The organism is Streptomyces sp. NPDC006339, from assembly GCF_040612775.1.
In the GTDB taxonomy this organism is placed as follows: Bacteria; Actinomycetota; Actinomycetes; order Streptomycetales; family Streptomycetaceae; genus Streptomyces.
Genome location: NZ_JBEXQW010000019.1, coordinates 111,087 through 128,774 on the forward strand (window position 1 = coordinate 111,087; position 17,688 = coordinate 128,774).

General features: G+C 73.4%; 18 protein-coding genes and 1 pseudogene. 11 read left to right on the forward strand and 8 right to left on the reverse strand.

The window, feature by feature from the left end; all coding sequences use genetic code 11:
* Positions 1–80 precede the first annotated feature (80 nt).
* Both aceB and ABZ135_RS17615 read right to left on the reverse strand, forming a co-directional pair.
* On the reverse strand, positions 81–1,703 hold the full coding sequence (aceB, locus tag ABZ135_RS17610; protein WP_356696603.1) for a malate synthase A: 1,623 nt from the start codon (positions 1,701–1,703) through the stop codon (positions 81–83).
* A 227-nt stretch (positions 1,704–1,930) separates the two neighbouring features.
* Complete coding sequence (locus ABZ135_RS17615) at positions 1,931–2,611, reverse strand: nucleotidyltransferase family protein (RefSeq protein WP_356696605.1); 681 nt, start codon at positions 2,609–2,611, stop codon at positions 1,931–1,933.
* A gap of 160 nt (positions 2,612–2,771) precedes the next feature.
* Here ABZ135_RS17615 and ABZ135_RS17620 point away from each other — a divergent pair, with 160 nt between their 5' ends.
* Positions 2,772–3,134, forward strand: a complete 363-nt coding sequence (locus ABZ135_RS17620) for a DUF5955 family protein (RefSeq protein ID WP_356696607.1) — start codon at positions 2,772–2,774, stop codon at positions 3,132–3,134.
* A gap of 321 nt (positions 3,135–3,455) precedes the next feature.
* Positions 3,456–3,794, forward strand: a complete 339-nt coding sequence (locus ABZ135_RS17625; RefSeq protein ID WP_356696609.1) for an alpha-amylase — start codon at positions 3,456–3,458, stop codon at positions 3,792–3,794.
* Positions 3,795–3,835: 41 nt separating this feature from the next.
* Here ABZ135_RS17625 and ABZ135_RS17630 read toward each other — a convergent pair whose 3' ends face one another.
* Together ABZ135_RS17630 and ABZ135_RS17635 are read right to left on the reverse strand one after the other, a co-directional pair.
* The gene (locus ABZ135_RS17630; protein ID WP_356696611.1) at positions 3,836–4,462 is read right to left on the reverse strand and encodes a response regulator transcription factor; all 627 of its coding nucleotides are present in this window, start codon (positions 4,460–4,462) and stop codon (positions 3,836–3,838) included.
* Positions 4,459–5,658, reverse strand: a complete 1,200-nt coding sequence (locus ABZ135_RS17635; protein WP_356696613.1) for a sensor histidine kinase — start codon at positions 5,656–5,658, stop codon at positions 4,459–4,461. The genes ABZ135_RS17630 and ABZ135_RS17635 overlap by 4 nt, the downstream gene beginning before the upstream one ends.
* Positions 5,659–5,770: 112 nt before the next feature.
* On the opposite strand from ABZ135_RS17635, the gene ABZ135_RS17640 reads away from it, so the two are divergent.
* Both ABZ135_RS17640 and ABZ135_RS17645 read left to right on the forward strand, forming a co-directional pair.
* Entirely contained in the window at positions 5,771–6,853 is a 1,083-nt protein-coding gene (locus ABZ135_RS17640; protein ID WP_356696615.1) for an ABC transporter permease, read from the forward strand.
* Positions 6,850–7,536 (forward strand): ABC transporter ATP-binding protein, encoded by a 687-nt coding sequence (locus tag ABZ135_RS17645; protein WP_356696617.1) that lies wholly within the window; start codon positions 6,850–6,852, stop codon positions 7,534–7,536. The genes ABZ135_RS17640 and ABZ135_RS17645 overlap by 4 nt, the downstream gene beginning before the upstream one ends.
* Positions 7,537–7,590: 54 nt before the next feature.
* Here the strand turns inward: ABZ135_RS17645 and ABZ135_RS17650 are convergent, their stop codons facing one another.
* Positions 7,591–8,400, reverse strand: coding sequence for an IclR family transcriptional regulator (locus tag ABZ135_RS17650; RefSeq protein ID WP_356696619.1), 810 nt, complete (start codon positions 8,398–8,400; stop codon positions 7,591–7,593).
* 336 nt (positions 8,401–8,736) lie between these two features.
* On the opposite strand from ABZ135_RS17650, the gene allB reads away from it, so the two are divergent.
* Together allB and alc are read left to right on the forward strand one after the other, a co-directional pair.
* Entirely contained in the window at positions 8,737–10,071 is a 1,335-nt protein-coding gene (allB, locus tag ABZ135_RS17655) for an allantoinase AllB (protein ID WP_356696621.1), read from the forward strand.
* 1 nt (position 10,072) lies between these two features.
* Positions 10,073–11,188 (forward strand): allantoicase, encoded by a 1,116-nt coding sequence (alc, locus tag ABZ135_RS17660; RefSeq protein ID WP_356696623.1) that lies wholly within the window; start codon positions 10,073–10,075, stop codon positions 11,186–11,188.
* A gap of 325 nt (positions 11,189–11,513) precedes the next feature.
* On the opposite strand, the gene ABZ135_RS17665 is transcribed toward alc, so the two are convergent.
* A complete protein-coding gene (locus ABZ135_RS17665; protein WP_356696625.1) occupies positions 11,514–12,272 on the reverse strand; it encodes an SDR family oxidoreductase in 759 nt (252 codons plus the stop codon).
* A 180-nt stretch (positions 12,273–12,452) separates the two neighbouring features.
* Here ABZ135_RS17665 and ABZ135_RS17670 point away from each other — a divergent pair, with 180 nt between their 5' ends.
* Entirely contained in the window at positions 12,453–13,067 is a 615-nt protein-coding gene (locus tag ABZ135_RS17670) for a dihydrofolate reductase family protein (RefSeq protein WP_356696627.1), read from the forward strand.
* Positions 13,068–13,163: 96 nt separating this feature from the next.
* Positions 13,164–14,099: a DMT family transporter gene (locus tag ABZ135_RS17675; RefSeq protein WP_356696629.1), complete on the forward strand. Its 936-nt coding sequence runs from the start codon at positions 13,164–13,166 to the stop codon at positions 14,097–14,099.
* A gap of 55 nt (positions 14,100–14,154) precedes the next feature.
* Here the strand turns inward: ABZ135_RS17675 and ABZ135_RS17680 are convergent, their stop codons facing one another.
* Positions 14,155–14,376, reverse strand: coding sequence for a hypothetical protein (locus ABZ135_RS17680; protein ID WP_356696631.1), 222 nt, complete (start codon positions 14,374–14,376; stop codon positions 14,155–14,157).
* 274 nt (positions 14,377–14,650) lie between these two features.
* On the opposite strand from ABZ135_RS17680, the pseudogene ABZ135_RS17685 reads away from it, so the two are divergent.
* The 3 genes and pseudogenes from ABZ135_RS17685 to ABZ135_RS17695 form a co-directional block, all read left to right on the forward strand.
* Positions 14,651–14,785: pseudogene (locus tag ABZ135_RS17685) on the forward strand (LuxR C-terminal-related transcriptional regulator); the annotation flags it as partial.
* Positions 14,786–14,794: 9 nt separating this feature from the next.
* The gene (locus ABZ135_RS17690; RefSeq protein WP_356696633.1) at positions 14,795–15,976 is read left to right on the forward strand and encodes a cytochrome P450; all 1,182 of its coding nucleotides are present in this window, start codon (positions 14,795–14,797) and stop codon (positions 15,974–15,976) included.
* A gap of 17 nt (positions 15,977–15,993) precedes the next feature.
* Complete coding sequence (locus ABZ135_RS17695) at positions 15,994–16,500, forward strand: PaaI family thioesterase (protein ID WP_356696635.1); 507 nt, start codon at positions 15,994–15,996, stop codon at positions 16,498–16,500.
* Here ABZ135_RS17695 and ABZ135_RS17700 read toward each other — a convergent pair.
* Positions 16,486–17,499, reverse strand: a complete 1,014-nt coding sequence (locus ABZ135_RS17700) for a Gfo/Idh/MocA family oxidoreductase (protein ID WP_356696637.1) — start codon at positions 17,497–17,499, stop codon at positions 16,486–16,488. The genes ABZ135_RS17695 and ABZ135_RS17700 overlap by 15 nt on opposite strands.
* Positions 17,500–17,688 lie beyond the last annotated feature (189 nt).

Sequence of the window (17,688 nt, forward strand, 5' to 3'; positions counted from 1 at the left end):
AGACCCCGCCCCCGGTGCTGTGCGAACACCGGGGGCGGGGCCTTGCGTGGCCTCTCAGGGGCCGGGCGGCTGCTGTGCGGTCAGCCGACCAGCTCGTCGTAGGCGGGGAGGGTGAGGAAGTCCGCGTAGTCGGCGTCGAGGGAGACGTGCAGCAGGAGGTCGTGGGCCTGCTGCCACTTCCCGGCCGCGAACGCCTCCTCGCCGATCTCCTCGCGGATCGCGGCCAGCTCCTCGGCGGCGACCTCGCGGGCGAGCTCGGGGGTGGCCTTCCGGCCGTTCTCGAAGACGACCTCCGCGTTGATCCACTGCCAGATCTGCGAGCGCGAGATCTCGGCGGTGGCCGCGTCCTCCATCAGGTTGAAGATGGCGACGGCGCCCAGGCCGCGCAGCCATGCCTCGATGTAGCGGATGCCGACCTGGACCGCGTTGCGCAGACCCTCGTACGTCGGACGCGCGTCCAGCGAGTCGATGGCGATGAGGTCGCCGGGGGCCACCGAGACGTCCTCGCGCAGCCGGTCCTTCTGGTTGGGCTTGTCGCCGAGGACCGCGTCGAAGGAGGCCATGGCGATCGGGACCAGGTCGGGGTGGGCGACCCAGGAGCCGTCGAAGCCGTCGCCGGCCTCGCGGTCCTTGTCGGCCTTGACCTTCTCGAAGGCGACCTTGTTGACCTCGGGGTCCTTGCGGGACGGGATGAAGGCCGCCATGCCGCCGATCGCGTGCGCGCCGCGCTTGTGGCAGGTGCGGACGAGGAGTTCGGTGTAGGCGCGCATGAACGGGGCCGTCATCGTGACCGCGTTGCGGTCCGGCAGGACGAACTTCTGCCCGCCGTCACGGAAGTTCTTGACGATGGAGAAGAGGTAGTCCCAGCGGCCCGCGTTCAGTCCGGCGGCGTGGTCGCGGAGCTCGTAGAGGATCTCCTCCATCTCGTACGCGGCCGTGATGGTCTCGATGAGGACCGTGGCGCGGACGGTGCCCTGCGGGATGCCGACGTAGTCCTGGGCGAAGACGAAGATCTCGTTCCAGAGGCGGGCCTCCAGGTGCGACTCGGTCTTCGGGAGGTAGAAGTACGGGCCCTTGCCGAGGTCGATCAGGCGCTGGGCGTTGTGGAAGAAGTAGAGGCCGAAGTCGACCAGGGCGCCGGGCACCGGGCGGCCGTCGACGGTGAGGTGACGCTCCTCCAGGTGCCAGCCGCGCGGCCGCATGACGACCGTGGCGAGCTCCTCGGCCGGCTTCAGCGCGTAGGACTTGCCCGACCTCGGGTCGGTGAAGTCGATGTTCCGGGTGTAGGCGTCGATCAGGTTGAGCTGACCCAGGACCACGTTCTCCCAGGTGGGCGCGGAGGCGTCCTCGAAGTCCGCGAGCCAGACCCGGGCGCCCGAGTTCAGCGCGTTGATCGTCATCTTGCGGTCGGTCGGACCGGTGATCTCCACGCGCCGGTCGTTCAGGGCCGCCGGGGCGGGAGCGACCTTCCACGAGTCGTCGGCGCGGATCGCCGCGGTCTCGGGCAGGAAGTCCAGGGTGGACGTGCGGGCGATCTCGGCGCGGCGCTCGGCCCGCCGGGCGAGCAGCTCGTCCCGGCGCGGGGTGAACCGCCGGTGCAGTTCCGCCACGAAGGCGAGGGCCGCGTCGGTGAGCACCTCCTCCTGGCGCGGCAGGGGCTCGGCTTCGACGACGACCAGGGAGGACGGCGCTGGTGCGGACATGAACTGTCACTTCCTTCAGCGGACTTCACGGGCGGTGCCATCCGGCCGCCGGGCGTCGTCATGCGGCACGCAGTGCCACAGGCGCCGGGATACGGCCGGGAGCGCCGTCACGGAGGATCAGGCGCTTCTGAACAGTGGATACTAGTTTCCTCATAGTGGAAGTTCAATGGTTTGTTGATGTCGAGATTCTTTGGGTCGACACAAGATGGCGCTCGGTGCCACCCCCTTCACTCCAGGTGCACCAGGTCCGCCTCCGTGTCGATGTCGTACGGCTCGGCCACATCCGAACAGTCCACGAGCGTGATCGCATCCCGGTGCTCCTTCAGATAGTCCCGAGCCCCCTGATCCCCGACCGCGCCCGCCGCGATCCCGGCCCAGCGGTCCACGCCGAACAGCACCGGATGGCCGCGCCGCCCCTCGTACGAGGCGGCCGCGAGGGTCCGTGGACCCCGGTACGCGGCCCGGACCCGGTCCACCGCCGCCGCGCCGATCCCCGGCTGGTCCACCAGCGACACCAGGGCCGCCTCCACCGGCAGGACCTCCGCCTCCAGCGACGCGAGGCCCACCCGCAGCGAGGAGCCCATGCCCTCGGCCCACTCCGGGTTGTCGACCAGCACGCACCCCGGCAGCCGCGCCTCCGCCCGTACGCGCTCGGCCGCGGCCCCGAGCACCACGTGCACCACCTCGCAGCCGCCCTCCCGCAGCACCCGCACCGCGTGCTCGACCAGCGGCCGGCCGCGATGGGACAGCAGGGCCTTGGGCCGGCCGCCGAGCCGCCGGCCGCCCCCGGCGGCCAGCAGCAGCCCGGCGACGAGCGGCTCGGCGGCGGCGGGCCGGGTGGGCGCGGGCCGCGCGGGCGCGGGGTGGGCGGCGAGGGTCTCTTCCGTCCCAGGGGTCTCATGATTCATGGGGACTGCATACCGCATCGGGGGCGCACCACACGGATGCCTGAAACTGTGTCCGCCCGCTGGCGCGCCGGGCGCGCGAGGGAGTTAACTGGCCCGCGACCCCGGGCGCCCGACCACCGCTCGACGGTCGGCACACAGTCGTGCGTGGGGGGAGAACACCATGTTGCGAGGCGTGGGGCAGAGGCGAGTGACCGCTGACGGCGTGGACCCGAGAGTGGCCGAGCTGCGTGCCGCCGTGTCACGGCTCCGACGGGAGCTGGCGGGCCACCGGCGGGAGTTCGCCGACCGGGGCATCGCCGAGGACGAGCTCGCCGCGCTGGACGCGATGGCGGCCGGCGGTGCCCCCGAGGTGTGGCGGCTGCGCCGCTCGCTCCTGCTGATCGCCGGCGCCGTCGGCTCCGTCAGCGCGCTCGCCGACGGCCTCGCGGCCGTCCGCGGCGCCGTCGAACTGTTCGGCCCGCCCCCGGCCGGCGGCCGGACCCCCGAACCGCCGCCGGTCCCGGGCCCGCGGGCCGGGGCCTGAAGCCGGCCCGGTCCCCGCGCCGCGACGTCGTCGGCGGCATCGCTTCCCCGGCGCCGCCCGGGCGGTGACCCTGCGCGGGGATGTTTCTCGGTCAGTGTGCCCGGGCGCACTCCGGCCGCCTCGGTGAACGGACGACGGCTTCCCTGTGGCGCCGGCATGTCGGCACGGGCTTTTTCGCGCCGTGGAGCGCCTGAGGACCGCACATCTTTTCCCGCACGTGTCATGGCTGCGACCTGCCGGTGAATCGATCATTCGGACCCTCTGTCTGAAAACTCTTGCAGAGATTTGCGCAAGATTTTTCCGGGCCCGAGGATGCGGCGCATGACGAACCTTCTGCAGCGCGTCTCGCGATCGGCCGCTCTCACCGCGGCGACGGGTGCCGGCCTCCTCGCGGCCCTGGCGGCCGCTCCCTCCGCCGCCGCGGCCACGGAAGGCGCGGCTCCGGAGTGCGTGCGGTACTACCAGAGCTGGCGCTACACCGATGTCCACAACGGCTGCGGCGACACGGTCGCCATCACGGTCGTCTACACGAACGGCCAGTCGGCGCCCTGCCGCGTCATCCCGCCCGGCGGCTGGGCGACCTTCGCCGGATACGGCACGGACGGCAACTACGTGACGGGCCTGCGGACCTGCGACCCGGCCACGCCGAGCGGCGCCTGATCCCCGGCGCCGCCCTGCATGCGGGGGGGCGAAGGCGTGGTCTAGCGCCGGATCAGCCGGCGGGCCGTCGCCGTCGCCACCGCCGCCGTGCGGGAGTCGACGCCCAGTTTGGCGAAGATGTGCACCAGATGGGACTTCACGGTCGCCTGGCTCAGGAACAGCGCCTTGCTGATCTGCTGGTTCGACAGGCCCTCGCCCACGAGCTGGAGCACCTCCAGTTCCCGCTTGGTCAGCGCCTCCGAGGGCGTCCGCATCCGGTCCATCAGGCGGTGCGCCACCGCCGGAGCGAGCGCGGACTGGCCGGCCGCCGCCGTCCGTACCGCCGCCGCCAGCTCCTCCGGCGGGGCGTCCTTCAGGAGATAGCCCGAGGCCCCCGCCTCCACGGCCGCCAGGATGTCCGCGTCCGTGTCGTACGTCGTCAGGACGAGCACCCGCGGCCCGTCCCGTACGGCGGTGATCGCCGCCGTCGCCTCCGAACCGTGCATCCCGGCACCGAACTGGAGGTCCATCAGGACCACGTCCACGCCTCCGGCCGCCGCCAGCTCCACCGCCCGCTCGGCCGTCGCCGCCTCCCCGACCACCGCGAAATCCGGCTCGGTGTCGAGGACGGCCCGCAGCCCGGCCCGTACCACCGGGTGGTCGTCGGCGAGCAGCAGTCGGATCGTCATGCGTCGGCTCCGGCGGTGGGCAGGGGATGGGCGAGAGGCAGGGGGAGGGGCAGGGAGACGGCCACGGCGGTGCCCTGGCCCGGCGCGGACTCGACCGTGAACGTGCCGCCCAGCGACTCGGCCCGCGAGCGCATCGCCGGCAGCCCGAAGCCGCCCTCCGGGGACGGCCGCACCGCCCGCGCGGCGGCCGGATCGAAGCCCCTGCCGTCGTCCACCACGTCCAGCGTCACCGACCCGCCCATGAACGACAGGGTGATCTCGGCCCGCGCGGCCGCCGCGTGCCGGACCGTGTTCGCCAGCGCCGACTGGGCGATCCGCAGCAGCGCCACCTCGTACGGGGTGGGCAGCGCGACCGGTGTCCCGCTCACCGAGCACCGTACCCGCGGACCGTCCGGCCCCGTCGCCCCGCACAACCGCTCCAGGGCCCCGACGAGCGAACCGTGCTCCAGGTCCGGCGGGGTGAGCGCCCGGACGAAGCGCCGCGCCTCCGCCAGGTTGTCCTGCGCCGCCCGCCGGGCCTCCTCGATGTGCCCGGCGGCCGGCGAACCCTCCGGCAGCACCCGCTCGGCGGCCCGCAGCAGCAACTGGATCGACGAGAGCCCCTGGGCCAGGGTGTCGTGGATCTCGCGGGCGAGCCGCTCCCGCTCGGCGAGCGTCCCCGCGTGCCGCTCGGCCGCCGCGAGCTCGGCCCGCGTGGCGATCAGCTCCTCGACCATCCGGCGGCGCCGCTCGCTCTCCCGGTACAGCGCCTGATAGCCGAGGACGGTCGCGACGGCGACCGCCGCGCCGAGCAGCGGCCCGATGAACACGCCCGGGTTGAGGGCGGCGCCGTGCCCCACGTACGACAGGATCGCGGCGCAGGCGGTGAGCCCGACCGCGGGCAGCGACCAGCGCACCGGCAGCAGGTGCAACTGGAGGAAGTACAGCGGGAAGGCGATCCACAGCGCCTCCGGGGTGGCCCACAGCAGCACGCCCCAGGAGAGCGCCAGCACGCCCAGCCACACGGCGGCGGCCCGCTGCGAGCGCCGCACCGGCGGCAGCAGCGAGCCGGCCGCGTACACCCCGCCCGTGACCGCCGCGAGGACCGTCCCCACCGCCGTGTGGGCGCGCACCGCCGCGAGGACGAGCAGCCCCGCCATCAGCAGGTGCAGACAGAGGCGCAGCGCGCGCAGGACGGGAGTGAGGGGACGATCCATGACCCCACCAGCGTAGGCGGGGGGCGGCCGTCCGGGCTCAACCGAAAGTTTGATTGCGGAGCCATCCGTGGCGCGATGCCCGGGACGCCCCCGGGCCAGCAGGCTTGATCCCATGTTCGTGGCATGGAGAGACCTCGGATTCGCCAAGGGGCGATTCGCCTTGATGGGCACGGTGATCGTGCTGATCACGCTACTCGTCGGCCTCCTCTCGGGGCTGACCGCCGGGCTCGCGCGAGAGAACATCTCGGCGATCACCGGACTGCCCGCCGACCGGCTGGCCTTCGCCGCCCCGCCCACCGGGCAGTCGGTCTCCTTCACCCGGTCCACGGTGACGGAGGACCAGTGGCGGCGCTGGGGCGAACGGCCCGGAGTGACGGCCGCCGAACCGCTCGGCATCCGCACCCTCGACGCCACCGCGGGCGAGCGCACGGCCGCGCTCTCCGCCTTCGGTACGGAGCCGGGCGCGGGCCTCGCGCCCGAGAGCGGGCGGCTCGGCCCCGGGCGGGCCGTCCTGTCGGAATCGGCGGCCGAGGAGCTGGACGTCACGGCCGGGGACGCGGTGCGCCTCGGCCCCCTGGAGGCCACCGTCGTCGCGGTCGCCGGGGACGCCTCGTACAGCCACACGCCCGTCGTCTGGATCTCCCTCGACGACTGGGGGAAGACCGGCCGCGACGGCGGCGCCCCCGAGGAGCAGGCCACCGTCATCGTGCTCCGCGGTTCCGGCGCGGACTGGGCGGCCGGCGACGAGGCCCTCGGCACACGGGCGCGGACCATCGACGACGCCCTCACCGCCATAGGGTCCTACCAGGCCGAGAACGGCTCGCTCCAGATGATGCGGGGCTTCCTCTTCGTCATCTCCGCCCTGGTCATAGGGGCCTTCTTCACCGTCTGGACCATCCAGCGCAGCGCCGACGTGGCCGTCCTGAAGGCGCTCGGCGCCTCCACCCCGTACCTCCTGAAGGACGCCCTCGGCCAGGCCGTGGTGATGCTCGGCGCGGGCACGCTGCTCGGCACCGGTCTCGCGGTCGCCATCGGTGTCCTGATCAGCGGCGGCGACGTGCCCTTCGTGCTCCAGCCGCTCACCGTGCTCGGCCCGGCCGCCGTGATGATCGTGCTCGGCGTCCTCGGCGCCGCCCTGTCCGTCCGGCGGATCACCGCCGTCGACCCCCTGACCGCCCTCGGGAGTGCCCGGTGAGCCTGCGACTCGACGACGTGACCCTGACCTATCCCGACGGCGACGGCCGGCTCACCGCCCTCGACTCCGTCTCCCTGGAGGTCCCGGCGGGCGGTCTCACCGCCGTCGTCGGCCCCTCCGGCTCCGGCAAGTCCAGCCTGCTCGCGGTCGCCGCGACCCTGGTCACCCCCGACCGCGGCCGGGTCGTCGTGGCCGGCACCGACACCGCGCCCCTCGGGCCGGCGCAGAAGGCCGCGCTGCGGCGCGAGAAGATCGGCATCGTCTTCCAGCAGCCCAACCTGCTGCCCTCGCTCACCGCGCTCGAACAGCTCCAGGTCATGGCGCACCTCTCCGGCCACCGTCCGCGTACGGTACGGGCCCGGGCGCGGGACCTGCTCGACGCGGTCGGCCTGACCGAGCAGGCGCACCGCCGCCCCCACCAGCTCTCCGGCGGCCAGCGGCAGCGCGTCAACATCGCCAGGGCCCTGCTGAACGAGCCCTCGGTGCTGCTCGTGGACGAGCCGACCAGCGCCCTGGACCACGAGCGGGGCGCGGCGGTCATGGACCTGCTCGCCACGCTGACGGCGCGGCGGGGGACGGCGACGGTCCTGGTGACGCACGACCGCACGCACGTGGGGCGGGCGGACCGGGTGGTGACGGTGCGGGACGGGCGGCTGACGGAAAACGTGCTGGTGGAGAAGTGACGGAGGCGGGTGACGGCATCCGCCGTCACCCGCCTCCGTCGTCGCCGTACGGGCTCAGCCCTGGCCGTTGCCCGCCGTGTTCGCGAGCGCCGTCGAGAGCTCCTCGGCGACCTGGTGGAGGATCGGGACGATCTTCTCGGTGGCCGCCTCCGTCACGCGTCCGGCCGGTCCCGAGATCGAGATCGCCGCGGCCGTGGGGGAGTTGGGGACGGGGACCGCGAGGCAGCGGACTCCTATCTCCTGCTCGTTGTCGTCGACCGCGTACCCCGTCTCGCGCACCACGGCGAGGGCGTCCAGGAAGCCCTCGGGCGTGGTGATGGTCTTCTCGGTCGCGGCCGGCATGCCGGTACGGGCGAGGAGCGCGCGCACCTCGTCGGCCGGGGTGTGCGCGAGCAGCGCCTTGCCGACGCCCGTGGAGTGCGGCAGCACCCGCCGGCCGACCTCGGTGAACATGCGCATGGAGTGCTTGGACGGCACCTGTGCCACGTACACGATCTCGTCCCCGTCGAGCAGCGCCATGTTCGCCGTCTCCCCGGTCTCCTCGACGAGCCGGGCCAGATACGGGCGGGCCCAGGTGCCGAGCAGCCGGGAGGCGGACTCGCCGAGGCGGATCAGGCGGGGGCCGAGCGCGTAACGGCGGTTGGGCTGCTGGCGGACGTAACCGCAGGCGACCAGCGTGCGCATCAGACGGTGGATGGTGGGCAGCGGCAGTCCGCTGCTGGCGGAGAGCTCGCTCAGCCCGACCTCGCCGCCGGCGTCGGCCATCCGCTCCAGGAGGTCGAAGGCACGCTCGAGGGACTGGACGCCTCCGCTCGCGGCGGCGGGCTTGGCGGCGTCGGTGGTGCTGGCGCTGGACGTCGGCACGTCAACGGTCCTTTCGGGGCAGGCGGGCAAGTCAGCAGCCTACCGGGCCGCCGGGCCGGACACACGGCCCAGGTACCGGCGTCCGGGCCGGTCAGGGGGGTGTTTGTCCGTTGTCGGCGGCTGCCCGGAGGGGTCCTGGTCCACCCCGCATGTGCGGAGCTACGTTCTACTGTACGAAATTTCCATTCCACTTCATGGAAACATCCAAGCAGGCTTCATCGGCGGCCCATGCTGGAAAGTGTGCCCTTGACGACATGTCGTCTCGCGCGCAGACTCCTTCAACAGTTCGTTGAAATTCTGCTTCGCGGAAGAAGCATCGAGGAAGAAGGGGTACGGGTGGACGTCAACCTGGTCCTGCGCTCGACGCGCGTCATCACCCCCGAAGGGACCCGCGCGGCGTCGATCGCCGTCTCCGGCGGGAAGATCGCGGCCGTACTGCCGTACGACGCCGAGGTACCCGCCGGCGCCCGGCTGGAAGACGTCGGCGACGACGTCGTCCTGCCCGGACTCGTCGACACCCACGTCCATGTGAACGACCCCGGCCGCACCGAGTGGGAGGGCTTCTGGACCGCCACCCGCGCCGCGGCCGCCGGCGGCATCACCACCCTGCTCGACATGCCGCTCAACTCGCTGCCGCCCACCACCACCGTCGAGAACCTGCGGATCAAGCAGGACGTCGCCCGGCCCAAGGCGCACATCGACACCGGCTTCTGGGGCGGCGCGCTTCCCGACAACGTCAAGGACCTCCGGCCGCTCCACGACGCCGGCGTCTTCGGCTTCAAGTGCTTCCTGAGCCCCTCCGGCGTCGACGAGTTCCCCCAGCTCGACCAGGACCAGCTCGCCGCCTCGCTCGCCGAGATCGCCGGCTTCGACGGCCTGATGATCGTGCACGCCGAGGACCCCCACGAGCTCGACGCGGCCCCCCACAAGTCGAGCGAGAAGTACGCCGACTTCCTCGCCTCCCGCCCCCGGGTCGCCGAGAACACCGCCATCGAGAACCTGATCAACCAGGCCCGCCGGCTCAGCGCCCGCGTCCACGTCCTGCACCTGTCGTCCTCCGACGCGCTGCCGCTCATCGCCGCCGCCAAGGCCGAGGGCGTCAAGATCACCGTCGAGTCCTGCCCCCACTTCCTCACCCTCACGGCCGAGGAGGTCCCGGACGGCGCCACCGAGTTCAAGTGCTGCCCGCCCATCCGCGAGGCCGCCAACCAGGACCTGCTCTGGCAGGGCCTCGCCGACGGCACCATCGACTGCATCGTCTCCGACCACTCGCCGTCCACCGCCGACCTCAAGACGCCCGACTTCGCGTCCGCCTGGGGCGGCATCTCCTCCCTCCAGCTCGGCCTGCCCGCCATCTGGACCGAGGCGCGGCGCCGCGGCCACGACCTCACCGACGTCGCCCGCTGGATGTCCACCGCCCCCGCCGCCCTCGCCGGCCTCCACCGCAAGGGCGCCATCGAGGCCGGCCGCGACGCCGACTTCGCCGTGCTCGACCCCGACGCCACCTTCACCGTCGACCCCAACGAGCTGGAGCACCGCAACCGGATCACCGCCTACGCGGGCAAGACCCTGTACGGCGTCGTCACCTCCACCTGGCTGCGCGGAGAGCGGATCGCCGACCGAGGCACCCTCGCCGAGCCCACCGGCCGCCTCCTCGAAAGGAACAACTGACGTGTCCGCCATACCCAGCTTCACCGGTGACGCCAGCCCCTACGGCGGCGGTGACCCCTACGCCGACTACCGCACCGCCGACTTCCCCTTCACCCAGTACGCCGACCTCGCCGACCGCCGCCTCGGCGCGGGCGTCATCGCCGCCAACGACGAGTTCTTCGCCGAGCGCGAGAACCTCCTCAAGCCCGAGGCCGCCGAATTCGACCCCGAGCACTTCGGCCACAAGGGCAAGATCATGGACGGCTGGGAGACCCGCCGCCGCCGCGGCGTCTCCGCCGACCAGCCCCACCCCACCGAGGACGACCACGACTGGGCCCTTGTACGCCTCGGCGCCCCCGGCGTCATCCGCGGCATCGTCGTCGACACCGCCCACTTCCGCGGCAACTACCCGCAGGCCGTCTCCATCGAGGCCACCTCCGTCACCGGCTCCCCCTCACCCGAGGACCTCCTCGCCGACGACGTCAAGTGGACCACCCTCGTCCCCCGCACCGCCATCGGCGGCCACGCCGCCAACGGCTTCGCCGTCGACGTCGAACAGCGCTTCACCCACCTCCGGGTCAACCAGCACCCCGACGGCGGCATCGCCCGCCTCCGCGTCCACGGCGAAGTCGCCCCCGACCCGAAGTGGCTCGCCGTCCTCGGCACCTTCGACCTCGCGGCCCTCGAGAACGGCGGCCAGGTCGAGGACGCCTCCGACCGCTTCTACTCCCCGGCCACCAACACCATCCAGCCCGGCCGCTCCCGCAAGATGGACGACGGCTGGGAGACCCGCCGCCGCCGCGACAAGGGCAACGACTGGATCCGCTACAGCCTCGCCGCCGAATCCGAGATCCGCGCCGTCGAGATCGACACCGCCTACCTCAAGGGCAACAGCGCCGGCTGGGCCGCCCTGTCGGTGGCCGCCGAAGGCTCCGAGGACTGGACCGAGATCCTCCCCCGGACCCGCCTCCAGCCCGACACCAACCACCGCTTCGTACTCGACACACCGGCCGTCGGCTCCCGCGTCCGCATCGACATCTACCCCGACGGCGGCATCTCCCGCCTCCGCCTCTTCGGCTCCCTCACCGAAACGGGCGCCGCCCGGCTGACCGCCCGCCACCAGGAGCTGGGCGGCTGACGCCACCCCACCCCAGAACTGGGCGGGCACGACACCCCGCCCGGCACGCGAGGGCGCACCGGCCCGACAGCACCGGTGCGCCCCGCTTATTTTGTGGCTCGGTTCGCCTCCGGGCGCCTTCAGCGTGCGTCGACGGTCGATCGTGCTCGGTCCCTCGTTCCTCGGGACCTCCGCGCGTTCTCCCTTTCGACGCCCGCGGCGCCCTTCGGCTCACTCGCCGAGGTGGTCGTGGGCGTCGTCGGGTGGTCGTGGGCGGCGTTACGGGTGGGCCGCACGGCTCGGGGTGTCGGTAAGGCCGGCCGTGGGGCGGGACGCCCTGGCGGGGTCAGGCCGCGTGGCCGCCGTCCACCGAGAACTCGGCGCCCGTCACGTACGCCGCGTCCGGGCCCGCAAGGAACGCGACCGTGGCCGCGACCTCGTCGGCGGTGCCGAAGCGGCCCAGAGCCGTCATGGCCGCCTGCCCGTCCGCGTACGGGCCGTCCGCCGGATTCATGTCGGTGTCCGTCGGGCCCGGGTGGACGATGTTCGCGGTGATGCCGCGCTCGCCCAGCTCGCGGGCGAGTGCCTTCGTCAGGCCCACGAGCGCCGCCTTGCTCATCGTGTACAGCGTGCCGCCGGGGCCCGGGACCCGCTGGGTCATGCAGGTGCCGACGGTGACGATCCGGCCGCCGGCCTCCATGCGGGCGGCCGCCGCCTGCGCGGCCAGGAAGGCCGAGCGGACGTTCACGGCCAGCACCCGGTCCACCTCCGCCAGGCTCAGGTGTCCCAGCGGCGCGAGCACCCCCACGCCGACGTTGTTCACCAGCACGTCGAGCCGGCCGAGGGCGTCCGCCGCCCAGTCCACGGCACCCGCCGCGTCGCCCGCGTCACCGGCGTCGGCCCGCAGCGGCAGCGCCCGGCGGCCCAGCGCCTCGATCCGGGCGGCCACCTCCTTGGCCCGGACCTCGTCCCGGACGTAGGTGAAGGCCACGTCCGCGCCCTCCCCGGCGAGCCGGACGGCCGTCGCGGCCCCCACGCCCCTGCTGCCGCCGGTGACCAGGACCGCCCTGCCGCTCATGCCGTTCGTGCCATTCGTCGTGGACATCGCGAACTCCTCGCACCTCGTTTGTCGTTGCGAGTTCAATCAAACGCGGGCGGGGCCCCGGACACCGGCGGGAAACGGACACCGAGGCGATCACCGGCGGGGGCCGGCGATGAGTTCCGCCGAGCGGCGCGGTCGGTACGGGTGGGACACGATGGTCCGCAAGAGAGAAAGGCACCCGTCATGGCCACCCTCAGCCTCACCCAGTTCCTCACCCTCGACGGCGTCTACCAGGCCCCCGGCGGCCCGGAGGAGGACCCCAGCGGCGGCTTCGACCGGGGCGGCTGGGTCGCGCCGTACGTCGACGAGGACTTCGGCCGTTTCATCGACGAGGTCTTCGCCCGGCCCGCCGCCTTCCTCCTCGGCCGCCGCACCTACGAGATCTTCGCGAGCTACTGGCCGCGGCAGACCGATCCCGGAGACCCGGTCGCGAGCAAGCTCAACGCGCTGCCCAAGTACGTCGTCTCGACCACGCTCGCCTCCGCCGACTGGCCCACCACCACGGTGCTGCGGGGGGACGCGGCCGACGGAGTCCTCGCCCTCAAGGAGCGCGTCGACGGCGAGATCCAGATGCACGGCAGCGGCGGCCTCGCGCAGACCCTGCTGGCCCGCGGCCTCATCGACCGGCTCCACCTGCTCTTCTTCCCCGTCGTCCTCGGCGCCGGCAGGCGCCTGTTCCGCGAGGGCGCCACGCCGAGCGCCTTCCGGCTCCTCGACGCCCGCAGCACCTCCCTGGGCGTCACCATCCAGACGTACGAGCTCGCGGGACGCCCCGAGTTCGGCACCATCGGAGAATGATGTAGCCACCACCGTTGTCCGCCGGATACGGTGAGCGCGCCCGAGTGAGAGCCGCCGAAGTCTCCACCCCCACCCAAGAGTCGGAGACCGCTCCCCATGACCGCCCCCTCGGCGCTCGCCGCACCCCTGCCCCTCGGCGCCCCTCGCCGGGCCTGGCTCACCGACCTGCCGGTCCTCCTCGTCGCGGTGGTGTGGGGCGCCAGCTACCTCGCCGCCAAGGGCATCACCACCACCCACACCGTGATCGCCGTACTCGTCCTGCGGTTCGCCGTGGTGCTGCCGGTCCTCGTCGGCGCCGGATGGCGCAGACTGCGGGCGCTGAACCCCGCCCAGTGGCGCGGGGCCGGTGTGCTCGGACTGATCCTCGCCGGGATCTTCCTCCTGGAGACCTACGGAGTCGTCCACACCTCCGCCACCAACGCGGGCCTGATCATCAGCCTCACCATGATCTTCACCCCGCTCGCCGAGGCGGCCGTGACCGGCGTCCGGCCACCCCGCGCCTTCCTCGCCGCCGCGGCCCTCTCCGTGGCGGGCGTGATCCTGCTGACCCAGGGCGGAGGCTTCACCACCCCCTCGCTCGGCGACCTGCTGATGCTGCTCGCCGCGCTCGCCCGGACCGTGCACGTCCTCGCCATGTCCCGGATCAAGGCCGTGCGCAGCGCCGACTCGCTCTCCCTGACCACCGTCCAACTCGGCTCCGCCGTCGTCGTCTTCGCCCTCCTCGCCGCCGTGCCCGGCACCGGCGACTCGCCCTGGGCGGTCGCCGTCGACTTCGGGTCCCGCGAATGGGCCGGGCTCGTCTTCCTCTCCGTCTTCTGCACCCTCTTCGCCTTCTTCGTGCAGATGTGGGCGGTCCGCCGCAGCTCCCCCTCTCGCGTCAGCCTCCTGCTCGGCACCGAGCCCCTGTGGGCCGCCGCCGCGGGCATCGCCCTCGCCGGCGACCGCCCCGGCCCCCTCGGCCTCGCGGGCGCCCTCCTCGTCCTCGCCGGCACCGCCTGGGGCCGCCGCTCCGCCGACCGCACCGCCGGATAGGTCCGGCGACACTCCGTCGGTGCCGCGCCTGGCGAGCACCCCCACGGCGGCCCCGTCAGCGTCGCGGCACCCGGTCCGAGAGGACCAGGACCGCCACGCCCAGGGCCGCGACGACGATGTTCGCGAAGACCTCGTGGCCGTGGAGGAAGGCGACGTTCTCCGTGAGGAAGCGGGTCATGCCCAGGAGCTTGAACCAGCCGTCGGTCAGTTCGCGGACCACTCCGGCTATGCCGAAGATCAGCAGCAGGGAGCCCGTGACTTCGAGAAACCTCTTCATGCCCCGATCATGATCCATTGGCGCCACGGCCCGCGTCGGCCGTCGGTATCCGTTCCGCCGCGCCCCTGTACGACGTTCGTACGACCGAAGTCGCCGAGTCCGCGACTTTGGTATCGACCCCTCGCTCCGACCCCGCGTCACGGCCCCCATCTGCGTACATTTCCGCTATGACACGCACCTGGCTGCTCCCCTCCCACCTGGTCGAGGCCACCGGGGCCGAGGGGCGGGCGGCGCGGCGGACCGTGCGGGACGCCCGGCCGTCACCCGCCAGCTCATGAGCGTCCCGACCGTCAAGACCCACGTCTCGCGGATTCCGGCCAAACTCGGCCTCAACAACCGTGTCCAGATCGCGCTGCTCGTCCACGACGCCGGTCTCCTCGACCTCCCCGAGCCCGACGACGGCGCCTAGCCTGGATCGATGTCCGCCATCGATCTGGGCGCGTACGGCCCGGACTTCACCGCCGACCCGTACCCGTACTACGCGAAACTCCGCGCGGCCGGCCCCGTCCACGAGGTCCTCACGCCCGAGGGCGTCCCGGCCTGGCTGATCGTCGGCTACGAGGAGGGCCGCGCCGCCCTCGCCGATCAGCGGCTCGTCAAGGACCCCTCCGCCGTCCTCGACTTCGTCCCGCTGGACGTCGAGGTCATCGGCCCCAACCTGCTTGGCGTCGACCCGCCCGACCACACCCGGCTGCGCAAACTCGTCGCGGGCGAGTTCACCGGCCGCCGGGTCGAGGCCCTGCGCCCCCGCGTCCAGCGGCTGACCGACGAACTCCTCGACGCGATGGCGCCGGCCGGCCGCGCCGACCTCGTCGACGCCTTCGCCTTCCCGCTGCCCATCACCGTCATCTGCGAACTCCTCGGAGTCCCGGCCGCCGACCGGGACAGCTTCCGGGCCTGGTCCAACGAGCTCGTCGCCCCGACCGGCGCCCTGACCGAACGGGAGGCCGTCGAAGGCTTCGGCGACTACCTCGACGAGCTCATCGAGGACAAACGGGCCGCCGGCCCCGCCGACGACCTGCTGTCCGCCCTCATCGCCACCCGCGCCGAGGACGGCGACCGGCTCTCCCTGCCCGAACTGCGCGCCCTGGCCTATCTGCTGCTGATCGCGGGCCACGAGACCACGGTCAACCTGATCGCCAACACGGTCCGCGCACTGCTCACCCACCCCGGACAACTCGCCGCGCTGCGCGCCGACTTCGGCCTCATCGACGGTGCGATCGAGGAGGGCCTGCGCTACGACGGACCGGTGGAGGCGGCCACGTACCGCTTCGCCGTCGAGGACGTCCGCATCGGCGGCACCGTCGTCCCCGCCGGCTCCGTCGTGCTCGTCGGGCTCGCCGCCGGCGCCCGCGACCCGGGCCGTTTCCCGGAACCCGACCGCTTCGACATCCGGCGCGACCCGCGCGGCCACCTCGCCTTCGGACACGGCATCCACTACTGCCTGGGCGCCCCGCTCGCCCGCCTGGAGGGCAAGATCGCCATCCGGTCGCTTCTCGAACGCTTCCCCCGGCTGGAACTCGACCCCGACGCGGGCCCGTTGGAGTGGCTGCCCGGTCTGCTGATCCGCGGCACCCGCCGCCTTCCCGTCATTTGGTGAGCGACATCATGAACCCCATGCAGCCTACGAATCCCGCGGAGCCGGTGAGCCCCTCCCACGCTCCCGCCGACCATGCCGACTCGGCCCACGACCCCGCCCTCGACCCCACCGCCGACCCGGGCGTCGCCCTCGCCCAGAAGGTCCTCGACAGCCAGCCCTTCAGCCGGCTCCTCGGCGCCCGGATCACCGCCTTCGGCGACGCCGCCGCCGTCCTGGAGCTCGACATCCGGGAGGAGCACCGGCAGCAGAACGGCTTCGTGCACGGCGGAGTGCTCTCCTACGCCGCCGACAACGCCCTCACCTTCGCCGGCGGGGCCGCCCTCGGCCCGGCCGTCCTGACCGGCGGCTTCAGCATCCAGTACCTGCGCCCGGCGGTCGGGGCCGTGCTGCGCGCCCGCGCGTCCGTCGTGCACGCCGGCCGCCGCCAGGCCGTCGTCCGGTGCGACCTGCTGACCGTGGACGCCGAGGGGGCCGAGACCCTGTGCGCGGTGGCGCAGGGCACGGTGCTGTCAGCCGGCGGCTGAGGACGGCACCTCGTCGAGCCGCACCGGGCGTCGCTCCCGCCGCGACCGCTCGCACGCCTCCGCGACCCGCAGCGCCGCGAGCGCCTCGCGCCCGTCGCAGGGGTTGGCCCGCTCCCCGCGCACCAGGCCGACGAAGGCGTCGAGCTCCGCCTCGTACGCCGGGGCGAACCGCTCCAGGAAACCGGTCCACGGCTTCCCGGGCGGCGGCGGGCCCTGCGGCTCGACCGACTCCAGCGGCGTGCGCTCGTCCATGCCGACGGCGAGCTGCGCCCGCTCCCCGGCCAGCTCCATCCGTACGTCGTACCCGGCGCCGTTGCAGCGGGTCGCGGTCGCCGTGACCAGCGTCCCGTCGTCCAGGGTGAGCAGGGCCGCGGCCGTGTCCATGTCCCCGGCCGCGCGGAACATCGCGGGCCCGGCGTCCGACCCGGCCGCGTACACCTCCACGACCTCACGGCCCGTCACCCAGCGCAGGATGTCGAAGTCGTGCACCATGCAGTCGCGGAACAGGCCGCCGGACAGCGGCAGGTACGCGGCGGGCGGCGGCGCCGGGTCGGAGGTCACCGTCCGTACGGTGTGCAGCCGCCCGAGCCGGCCCGATCCGAGCGCCTCCCGCGCCGCCCGGTACCCGGCGTCGAACCGCCGCATGAACCCGAGCTGCAGCTCGGTGCCGGCCGCCGCGACCGCGTCGAGCGCGGCCAGCGTCCCCGGTACGTCGAGCGCGATCGGCTTCTCGCAGAACGCCGGCAGCCCCGCCGCCGCGGCCCGCCCGATCAGCTCCGCGTGCGCGGCCGTCGCCGACGCGATCACCACCGCGTCCAGCGCGTGACCGAACAGCGCCTCGACCGTCGGCGCCGCCTCGGCCCCCAGCGCCCCCGCCACCCGCGCGGCCCGCTCCCCGTCGGCATCGGCGAGCACCAGCCCCTGCACCTCCGGATGCCGTGCGAGCACCCCCGCGTGAAAGCCGCCGATCCGCCCCGTCCCCACCAGTCCGATCCGCATGGGCCCCAAGGTGGTGCGCCACGGATCGGGTGTCAAGGAACCCCGGACCACCCGCCTCCGCGCCGCCCCCGCGCCGCCCCGCGCCTTCTCGTCGCCCGCCCCCGGGCCCACCCTCCCGGGCGTTTCGCGTTCCGGCGGCGCGACCGCGGGTAGAGACCAGCAGGCCCCGCTGGAGATCGGCGTGACCCC

Excerpts from the sequence above, each read along its gene's own strand:
- ABZ135_RS17695 (WP_356696635.1), top strand. The coding sequence starts at position 15,994 with ATGCAGCCTACGAATCCCGCGGAGCCGGTGAGCCCCTCCCACGCTCCC.
- ABZ135_RS17700 (WP_356696637.1), bottom strand. The coding sequence starts at position 17,499 with ATGCGGATCGGACTGGTGGGGACGGGGCGGATCGGCGGCTTTCACGCG.
- ABZ135_RS17625 (WP_356696609.1), top strand. The coding sequence starts at position 3,456 with ATGACGAACCTTCTGCAGCGCGTCTCGCGATCGGCCGCTCTCACCGCG.
- ABZ135_RS17680 (WP_356696631.1), bottom strand. The coding sequence starts at position 14,376 with ATGAAGAGGTTTCTCGAAGTCACGGGCTCCCTGCTGCTGATCTTCGGC.
- ABZ135_RS17620 (WP_356696607.1), top strand. The coding sequence starts at position 2,772 with ATGTTGCGAGGCGTGGGGCAGAGGCGAGTGACCGCTGACGGCGTGGAC.
- ABZ135_RS17630 (WP_356696611.1), bottom strand. The coding sequence starts at position 4,462 with ATGACGATCCGACTGCTGCTCGCCGACGACCACCCGGTGGTACGGGCC.
- ABZ135_RS17670 (WP_356696627.1), top strand. The coding sequence starts at position 12,453 with ATGGCCACCCTCAGCCTCACCCAGTTCCTCACCCTCGACGGCGTCTAC.
- ABZ135_RS17690 (WP_356696633.1), top strand. The coding sequence starts at position 14,795 with ATGTCCGCCATCGATCTGGGCGCGTACGGCCCGGACTTCACCGCCGAC.
- ABZ135_RS17665 (WP_356696625.1), bottom strand. The coding sequence starts at position 12,272 with ATGTCCACGACGAATGGCACGAACGGCATGAGCGGCAGGGCGGTCCTG.
- ABZ135_RS17640 (WP_356696615.1), top strand. The coding sequence starts at position 5,771 with ATGTTCGTGGCATGGAGAGACCTCGGATTCGCCAAGGGGCGATTCGCC.
- aceB (WP_356696603.1), bottom strand. The coding sequence starts at position 1,703 with ATGTCCGCACCAGCGCCGTCCTCCCTGGTCGTCGTCGAAGCCGAGCCC.
- ABZ135_RS17615 (WP_356696605.1), bottom strand. The coding sequence starts at position 2,611 with ATGAATCATGAGACCCCTGGGACGGAAGAGACCCTCGCCGCCCACCCC.
- ABZ135_RS17675 (WP_356696629.1), top strand. The coding sequence starts at position 13,164 with ATGACCGCCCCCTCGGCGCTCGCCGCACCCCTGCCCCTCGGCGCCCCT.
- ABZ135_RS17635 (WP_356696613.1), bottom strand. The coding sequence starts at position 5,658 with ATGGATCGTCCCCTCACTCCCGTCCTGCGCGCGCTGCGCCTCTGTCTG.